Below are 7,438 nucleotides of genomic sequence, written 5' to 3'. Positions count from 1 at the left end.
AGAAACTCAATAGCTCTATTGAAAGTGAGCATGAAAGTATTAAATACTTTTTCAAATTGAGGTGTGATGCCGAAGGGGTAAGTTTCGATTAAGAAGTCTTGGTTATTCTGGAATCGGGCGCGATTGTGGAAGAAGCTTATTTGTAGTCGCTTAGTTGATCGGAGCGGAAGCCGGCGACTCTGGGAGGATCAGAGGGACAGGTGAAACACCCCGGCGAAGCGAAGCGGAGGGGTGTGGTTCACCGCCCTCCCTCCAGAACGCGTCCGGCTGGAGCGCAGATCAACGAGTTCCAACCGTTATCCCATCTATGGGCGCGATTGTTTAACATGGTTTCTGCTAATTCGTAAGGGCGGAATGCAAAAAAAGATGCAGAAGGGCGTATAGCCTTTCTGCATCTTTTCATTAGTAGACTTCCACTTAACTGCGTACGAGATAATCGAACGCGCTGAGGGAAGCGGTGGCGCCGGAGCCCATAGAGATAATGATCTGCTTGTATGGCTCGTCCGCGCAGTCGCCCGCTGCAAATACACCGGGTACGTTCGTCGCGCCTCTTTTATCAATCATAATTTCACCGAAACGGTTGCGTTCGACTGAATCACCGAGCCAGTCCGTGTTCGGCACGAGTCCGATCTGAATGAATATGCCGTCCAGTTCGATATGATGTTCCTCACCCGAATCACGGTCTGTATACGTGACGCCGTTTACTTTATCAGTGCCGGTGATTTCCTTCGTTTGGACGTTCGTCAACACCTTCGCGTTCGGCAGGCTGTTCAAGCGTTCCTGCAAGACCGCGTCCGCTTTGAGTTCTGATGCAAACTCGAGCACTGTGACATGACTTGCGATACCTGCCAGGTCAATCGCTGCTTCGATACCGGAGTTTCCACCGCCAACTACTGCCACGTCCTTGCCTTCAAACAAAGGGCCGTCGCAGTGCGGACAGTAGGCAACGCCTTTGTTGCGGAATTCGGCTTCGCCTGGCACGCCGATGTTGCGCCAGCGCGCACCCGTCGACAAGATCACAGTCTTGCTCTTGAGAACTGCGCCGTTTTCTAGTTCGATTTCAATGAGATCCTTTTTCTCTAGACGTTTCGCTGTCTGCAGGTTCATGATATCGATATCGTATTCCTTCACGTGTTCTTCAAGGCTTGCCGCAAGCTTCGGTCCTTCCGTGCGATTGACGCTGATGAAGTTCTCAATTGCTGCGGTATCCAAGATCTGACCACCGAAACGATCAGCGACGATGCCTGTGCGAATCCCTTTGCGGGCAGCGTAGATTGCTGCGCTTGCGCCGGCTGGTCCTCCACCGACAACGAGCACGTCAAATGGGTCTTTGTCTTCGAAGTCGGATGCATCCAGGCCGCTTCCCATTTCCGCAAGGATTTCCTCGATTGTTTTGCGGCCGTTCGTGAATGGTTCGCCGTTTAAGTACACGGTCGGAACCGCCATGATGTTTTTGCTTTCCACTTCATCCTTAAAGGCTGCTCCGTCGATCATCGTATGCGTGATATTCGGATTCAGTACGCTCATGATGTTTAGCGCCTGTACGACTTCCGGACAGTTCTGACAGCTCAGGCTGATATAGGATTCGAAATGGTGCGTACCTTCGATGTTCTTCACTTGCTCGATCACCTGATCGTCGACTTTAGGCGCTCTGCCGCTTACATGTAGCAAAGCCAAGACGAGTGAGGTGAATTCGTGGCCTAGCGGAATACCGGCAAATACGATGCCGGTATCTTCGCCAGGACGGTTGATGCTGAAGCTTGGCGTTCTTTCCAATTCAGCTTTCTCTACTTTGATGAGGGAAGACATGGAGGCCAGTTCATCCACCAGCTCGTGCATGTCTTGTGCTACTTTTCCGGAGCCCGCGCTGATCTTCAGCTGGACTTCCTTTTCCATCATCTCGAGATATTGGGCTAACTGCGCTTTAATATTCGCATCTAACATATAAACCGTCTCCTTAAATTTTTCCTACAAGATCCAAGCTTGGCTTCAGTGTTTCGCTGCCTTCCTGCCATTTAGCCGGACATACTTCACCCGGATTGTTGCGAACGTATTGTGCTGCTTTGATTTTATTGACCAGAACGCTTGCGTCACGGCCAATTCCGTCTGCGTTGATTTCTGCTGCCTGCACGACACCGTCCGGATCGATGATAAATGTACCGCGTTGTGCAAGACCCGCTTCTTCATCTAGCACGTCGAAGCTGCGAGAGATTTTCTGTGATGGGTCACCGACCATGATGTAGCGCAAACTGCTGATGGCGTCTGAGTGGTCGTGCCATGCTTTGTGTGTGAAGTGTGTGTCCGTTGAAACGGAGTATACTTCCGTATCGAGGCCTTTCAATGTTTCGTATTGGTTTTGAAGGTCTTCGAGTTCAGTAGGGCAGACAAATGTAAAGTCAGCCGGATAGAAGCAGACTACGCTCCATTTACCCTTAAAGTTTTCCTGGGTTACTTCGATGAATTCCCCGTTACCACTGTTGTACGCGTTTGCTGTAAACTCTTCGATTTGTTTTCCGATCATTGACATGAATGATTCCTCCTAAAGTGTTTTTGATGACTGATGCAGTCACATGTTTGAGTTATAGAATATAATAATTCTAATTACATAATCATTATTATATAATTGTGCGGAGTTGTCAATTTTATTGATTCAGTCTAGTGAAAAGTCGTAATATATTATTTCTGTAAACGATAGTATACGTAAAGATTTCCCCTGTATTCTCAATTAAATTGAATGATTACCAGTTGGCTTGAAAGTGATGGAAGGAATTAAATTGAGGAATTTATGAATAAACCAAATCGGACATATCAAGTTACGGGTGAAGAACTAGCCAGTACAACTGCGGGGCGTGTTAATTTAAGAGGTTTTGTGTGATTCAGATCAGACCGTTGTGGAAAAACGTTATATTTTACTGTAAACTAGTGATCATATTGAATGTTTTATAAGGTTCCAGCTGCAGCGCAGATCAACGGGTTTCAGCCACTATCCCGTTACAAATTCTTCCTGATGTAAAGAGTTTTCACCTATGCTTTTAGAGAAATAGCCTGTTAAGTTAAAATTTATCCAAGAGGAGTAAACGCAATGGATGTATGGTTTCTAATTAAAGAGCGTTATATGCTCCTTTCTATTTTTCTAATCATTATAGTAGTCAGCGTGTTTTTACTAATAGCTATTTGGAAAAACCGTACTGATATGCCGAAAAGTCTAACCCTGACCATAACGATAATCTGTTCAATCATCATTGCCTTGTCCGTTTTTTCGTTGGTGTTTGCAGTTTCGTTTGGATATAATTCTTAAAAAGCACCTCAATAACTCCTATATTAAGTATAAATACACTACAACATAAAAAACCGGTTAGAGAACAATCTCTAACCGGTTGAAATTCATTAAAATACTTTATCACCATTGAAGATCGAGTTCTTTACAATAACGTAATCGACAGTGCGAATTGAACTGAGTGTCTTGCCGCCTGAATAGGAGATAGCAGACTGAAGATCTTGTTCCATTTCAATCAACGTATCTTTCAACGGACCTTTATATTCCACGAACATTTTCTTGCCCTCTACATTCTTCTTTTCACCTTTTTGGAATTCAGAAGCTGAACCAAAGTATTCTTTATACAACAGACCATCTTGTTCCACAGTCTGTCCAGGAGATTCTTCGTGACCGGCAAATAAAGAGCCTACCATGACCATACTTGCACCGAAGCGCACAGATTTTGCGATGTCGCCATGTGTACGGATTCCGCCGTCCGCAATGATTGGTTTGGAAGCAGCTTTCGCGCATAAGCGAACAGCCGCAAGTTGCCAACCACCTGTTCCAAATCCTGTTTTAATCTTGGTAATACAGACTTTACCTGGCCCAATCCCGACTTTTGTCGCATCGGCACCAGCGTTTTCAAGTTCACGGACAGCTTCAGGTGTGCCTACATTACCCGCAATGACAAAGCTCATCGGTAAATGCTTTTTGATGTGCTGGATCATGCGGATCACTTGATTGGAGTGACCGTGTGCAATATCGATTGTGATGAATTCAGGAACATGTGCGTCAATCGCAAGTCGCTCAACGAATCCATATTCTTCTTCTTTTACCCCAACACTTATTGAAGCAATTAAACCGCGGGCGTGCATATCTTTAATAAAATCTATACGCGTTTCAGGTTTGAAACGATGCATAATATAGAAATAGCCTTCTTCTGCTAATTGAATCGCAATCTTTTCATCAATAATCGTCTGCATATTGGCAGGAACGACGGGTAAACGGAACGTATGACCACCTAACATAACGGATGTATCACATTCAGAGCGGCTTTCTACCACACATTTTGCTGGAACTAGCTGAATATCTTCATAGTCAAATACGGTTTCCATTACAACCACCTCTATAAACGAATGTTTTCATATAAAATCATTGGATTGTTCGTCCTTTTGTAATTTACATGATTTTTCATTCATTGTCAACGCTTTCAAAGTAGTTTTCTTTTGAAATGGGATATAGTCAGCCATACGACTAAAATGGTTGTAAACAAAGTAATAGTGTAAGGAATCCATAAGTCTGAAGGTGTTAATTCACCGGTTAATAGCTGTGTCGTAGCTGTTAGTAATTCAAGGGGATTCCAATTGGCGGACTGAGGAAATATAGCTGCAATAAATAATGCTATCACGACTAATATAGTGACAAGTGTTCCACCATAGGGTGTAGCGAATAAGGTATTTCCCCATAACGTAACCGCCAGTAAGAGTATACCGAATACATACAGGCAACTGGCCGCAAATAGTAAGTGTTGCAGTTGGCTTTGATCCCAATAATAAGCAGTGTAAGCATAGGTGATGGTGAATGATAGCGTGATAGCTAGTGTCCAATAGCAAAGAGCCATAAAGAATTTTGCTGTAATTACGGTATTGCGACGTAAACCTTTCGATAGCAAAATCAAGAGGGTACCTTTTTCAAGTTCCTTGGACATCATCGTACTAAATAATAAAATAAACACGATTAGACCCATCTGTGGAACGTTTTTATAGAACTGTAGCCAAGAATCGAGTGCAGTAGGTTCGGGTAGATTGACGAATGTACCCTCAGGCATGAATTTCTCGAATACCACCGGAGTGATTTTTGCTGTAAATGGATTTAGTATCCCAAGAATTGAGAAAATGACTACGACAAGCATTAATTTATACGTCTTGACACTTTCAAACCATTCTTTCTTTAAAAAACCAAGCCACTGGTTCATCCGAGCACCTCCAAAACGAGTTGCTCAAGCAAACGAGTTTTAGGCTGCATCGACTGTATAAGAATCTTTTGGGTAGTGAGCTCTTGCATGAAAGCCAGTTGAGTACTTTCATCAGGTAAGTTTACAACTAATTGCTCGCTATCAATCTTCACTTTAAATGGGGTGTTTTTCAAACGTTCATGTACTTCTGTTACAGGTATTGTAAATGTGAAAATGAATTGACCTGTCATTTGTTGTTTTAAATTGACCAGTTCATCCTGAAATATAATGGTCCCTTCATGCAACATCGCGACGTGATCACAGATTTGTTCAGCATCCGAAACGATATGTGTGGAGAAGAAAACAGTGGTTTCCTCTTTCGCCTTGTGTAAAATAGAAAGAATCTGTGCGCGACCAGCTGGATCCAAAGCGGAGGTAGGCTCATCACAAATCAATAATTTAGGGCGGTTTAGAAGTGCTTGGGCGATACCTAGACGTTGTTTCATTCCTCTTGAATAGGTGCTAATGAGTGAGGTCGTATCGGCTAATCCCACCAATTCCAATAGTTCGTGGATCCGTCCTTGTCGTTCTGTTTTCGTCATATTCGTAATGACTGCACATAACTCCAAATATTGTGTCGCAGTATAGAATGGATAAAATTCAGGAACGTCGGGTAAATATCCAACATATTGATTGGACTTGGTCTCGCCAAAGGTGACAGATTGGCCTGCAATAGTAATGGAACCTGCATTGAGTGGCAATAAGCCGAGCATGCATTTCATCAGGGTCGTTTTGCCGGAACCGTTTGCACCGACAAATCCGAAAACGGTATGCTCTGGAATATCAAGATGAATATCTTTTAATACTTCATGATCTCCGAAACGCTTCGTCACCCCATTAATTTGTACGACCATTGTGATCACCTCTTCCAAAAACGAAATAGATTAATGGTCCGATAAATTGGATTAATAACACAATCAACAGCCACATGACTTGGTTGCCGAAGCGGTAGTGGGGATGGCGAATGACATGTATTGCCGAGAAAATGGCCAATCCCAGTTGCAAAATAATAAGAGGAATTAAAAACGGTAGATATTCCATAAGTAAAGCTATGTCGTTATTCAAGAGCTTCCCTCCAATCCAAAGCGTAATCGTTGTCGTAACTCCTGCATCTCGTCGTCTTGTTTAAATGTATCAAAGAATGGCGCATCCATTGACTCTAGGATGGATTGCTTAATGATTTCATTATTGCGCGGTGCATGTGTGCCTAAATCCAATTGTTTTAGCCAACCTTCCAGCAAGTCGAAGTATTCATCACCGCGTAGTGAAAGAGGAAAGAGATGATGAACACATACATCCACATACTTTTTCAAGTATGCATATAGTAACGACCGGTTAGATGAAAGGGCTGCACATTGTGCTACGCTAAAATAAAATTGTAAGCACACATTTGGATGAAGTGCCTGCATTGAATATAACTCAATTAATCCTTCGATTCGGTGGATTGTTTCATCAAATGCTTGTTTATTGGAAGCGGAAAGTCGTAAATAGAGTGGGCTACTGCCGACAAGTTGAATAACATTTTGATACATCATAACTTGGATGACGCGCATCGCTTCTTCTTGATCACCAAGTTGTTCGTGAGCAGTGGCCAGCAAAATCTCGTCTCCGATACTCGGTTTAATCACTCCGTCTAATAATTCCAATGTAGTTTCAGGATTTGATTGCATAAGTGAAATGGTTGCCAGTAAGGAGTTTGCTTGACGTAAAATCCATACATCTTCACTTACTTGTCGAATGCGCTCCAACAAATGATTGGTTTTCTGTAAAATAGAGGGACTATCACTGCTCAACATATGATGATTGATCAGCAATATACTCATCTGTAGTAGGAATGCAGGATCGTGATAGTACAACTTAACTTGTTCTTCTACATCGATAAAAACCGATTCAAAAGATTCTTTACCAAAACGGGATGCGAATTCATAGTAGTGATGTTGGATGGCTTCTTTAGAAAGTTGCCGTTCATAGCCAAGTAGTTCATCGACGGTTAATTCGAAATAGGAAGCGATTTTCGGTAACAGTGTGATATCAGGGTAGCTTAATCCTTTTTCCCATTTCGACACCGAGGCTTTCGATACTTGGCAATACGAAGCCAGTATATCTTGAGTAATTTGAAGTCGCTTTCGTTGTTGTAGAATCACAGTACCTATTTGCAACATATCCTC

General features: G+C 43.0%; 7 protein-coding genes. All 7 read right to left on the bottom strand.

The features are described 5' to 3' along the window. Window positions 1-417: 417 nt before the first annotated feature. On the bottom strand, window positions 418-1,944 hold the full coding sequence (gene ahpF / locus CSV64_RS12755; protein ID WP_099634963.1) for an alkyl hydroperoxide reductase subunit F: 1,527 nt from the start codon (window positions 1,942-1,944) through the stop codon (window positions 418-420). Window positions 1,945-1,957: 13 nt separating this feature from the next. After that, a complete protein-coding gene (gene ahpC, locus CSV64_RS12750; protein ID WP_099634962.1) occupies window positions 1,958-2,527 on the bottom strand; it encodes an alkyl hydroperoxide reductase subunit C in 570 nt (189 codons plus the stop codon). An 860-nt stretch (window positions 2,528-3,387) separates the two neighbouring features. Next, window positions 3,388-4,371 carry a GMP reductase gene (gene guaC / locus CSV64_RS12740; RefSeq protein WP_099634960.1) on the bottom strand — a complete coding sequence of 328 codons (984 nt, stop codon included), beginning with the start codon at window positions 4,369-4,371 and terminating at the stop codon, window positions 3,388-3,390. 95 nt (window positions 4,372-4,466) lie between these two features. Further along, the gene (locus tag CSV64_RS12735) at window positions 4,467-5,231 is read right to left on the bottom strand and encodes an ABC transporter permease (RefSeq protein ID WP_099634959.1); all 765 of its coding nucleotides are present in this window, start codon (window positions 5,229-5,231) and stop codon (window positions 4,467-4,469) included. Then, a complete protein-coding gene (locus CSV64_RS12730) occupies window positions 5,228-6,124 on the bottom strand; it encodes an ABC transporter ATP-binding protein (RefSeq protein WP_099634958.1) in 897 nt (298 codons plus the stop codon). Before CSV64_RS12730 ends, CSV64_RS12735 begins: the two co-directional genes overlap by 4 nt. Further along, entirely contained in the window at window positions 6,108-6,335 is a 228-nt protein-coding gene (locus tag CSV64_RS12725) for a PLDc N-terminal domain-containing protein (RefSeq protein WP_233190467.1), read from the bottom strand. The genes CSV64_RS12730 and CSV64_RS12725 overlap by 17 nt, the downstream gene beginning before the upstream one ends. After that, window positions 6,332-7,432 carry a helix-turn-helix domain-containing protein gene (locus tag CSV64_RS12720; RefSeq protein ID WP_099634957.1) on the bottom strand — a complete coding sequence of 367 codons (1,101 nt, stop codon included), beginning with the start codon at window positions 7,430-7,432 and terminating at the stop codon, window positions 6,332-6,334. The genes CSV64_RS12725 and CSV64_RS12720 overlap by 4 nt, the downstream gene beginning before the upstream one ends. Window positions 7,433-7,438 lie beyond the last annotated feature (6 nt).

It is taken from the genome of Sporosarcina sp. P32b, assembly GCF_002743335.1.
In the GTDB taxonomy this organism is placed as follows: Bacteria; Bacillota; Bacilli; order Bacillales_A; family Planococcaceae; genus Sporosarcina.
Note: the sequence above shows the minus strand (reverse complement) of the source record. Positions and strands in the feature narration are given on the sequence as shown.

Bases quoted from the DNA above. Each gene is read 5' to 3' on its own strand.
- ahpF (WP_099634963.1), bottom strand. From the start codon at position 1,944: ATGTTAGATGCGAATATTAAAGCGCAGTTAGCCCAATATCTCGAGATG.
- ahpC (WP_099634962.1), bottom strand. From the start codon at position 2,527: ATGTCAATGATCGGAAAACAAATCGAAGAGTTTACAGCAAACGCGTAC.
- guaC (WP_099634960.1), bottom strand. From the start codon at position 4,371: ATGGAAACCGTATTTGACTATGAAGATATTCAGCTAGTTCCAGCAAAA.
- CSV64_RS12735 (WP_099634959.1), bottom strand. From the start codon at position 5,231: ATGAACCAGTGGCTTGGTTTTTTAAAGAAAGAATGGTTTGAAAGTGTC.
- CSV64_RS12730 (WP_099634958.1), bottom strand. From the start codon at position 6,124: ATGGTCGTACAAATTAATGGGGTGACGAAGCGTTTCGGAGATCATGAA.
- CSV64_RS12720 (WP_099634957.1), bottom strand. From the start codon at position 7,432: ATGTTGCAAATAGGTACTGTGATTCTACAACAACGAAAGCGACTTCAA.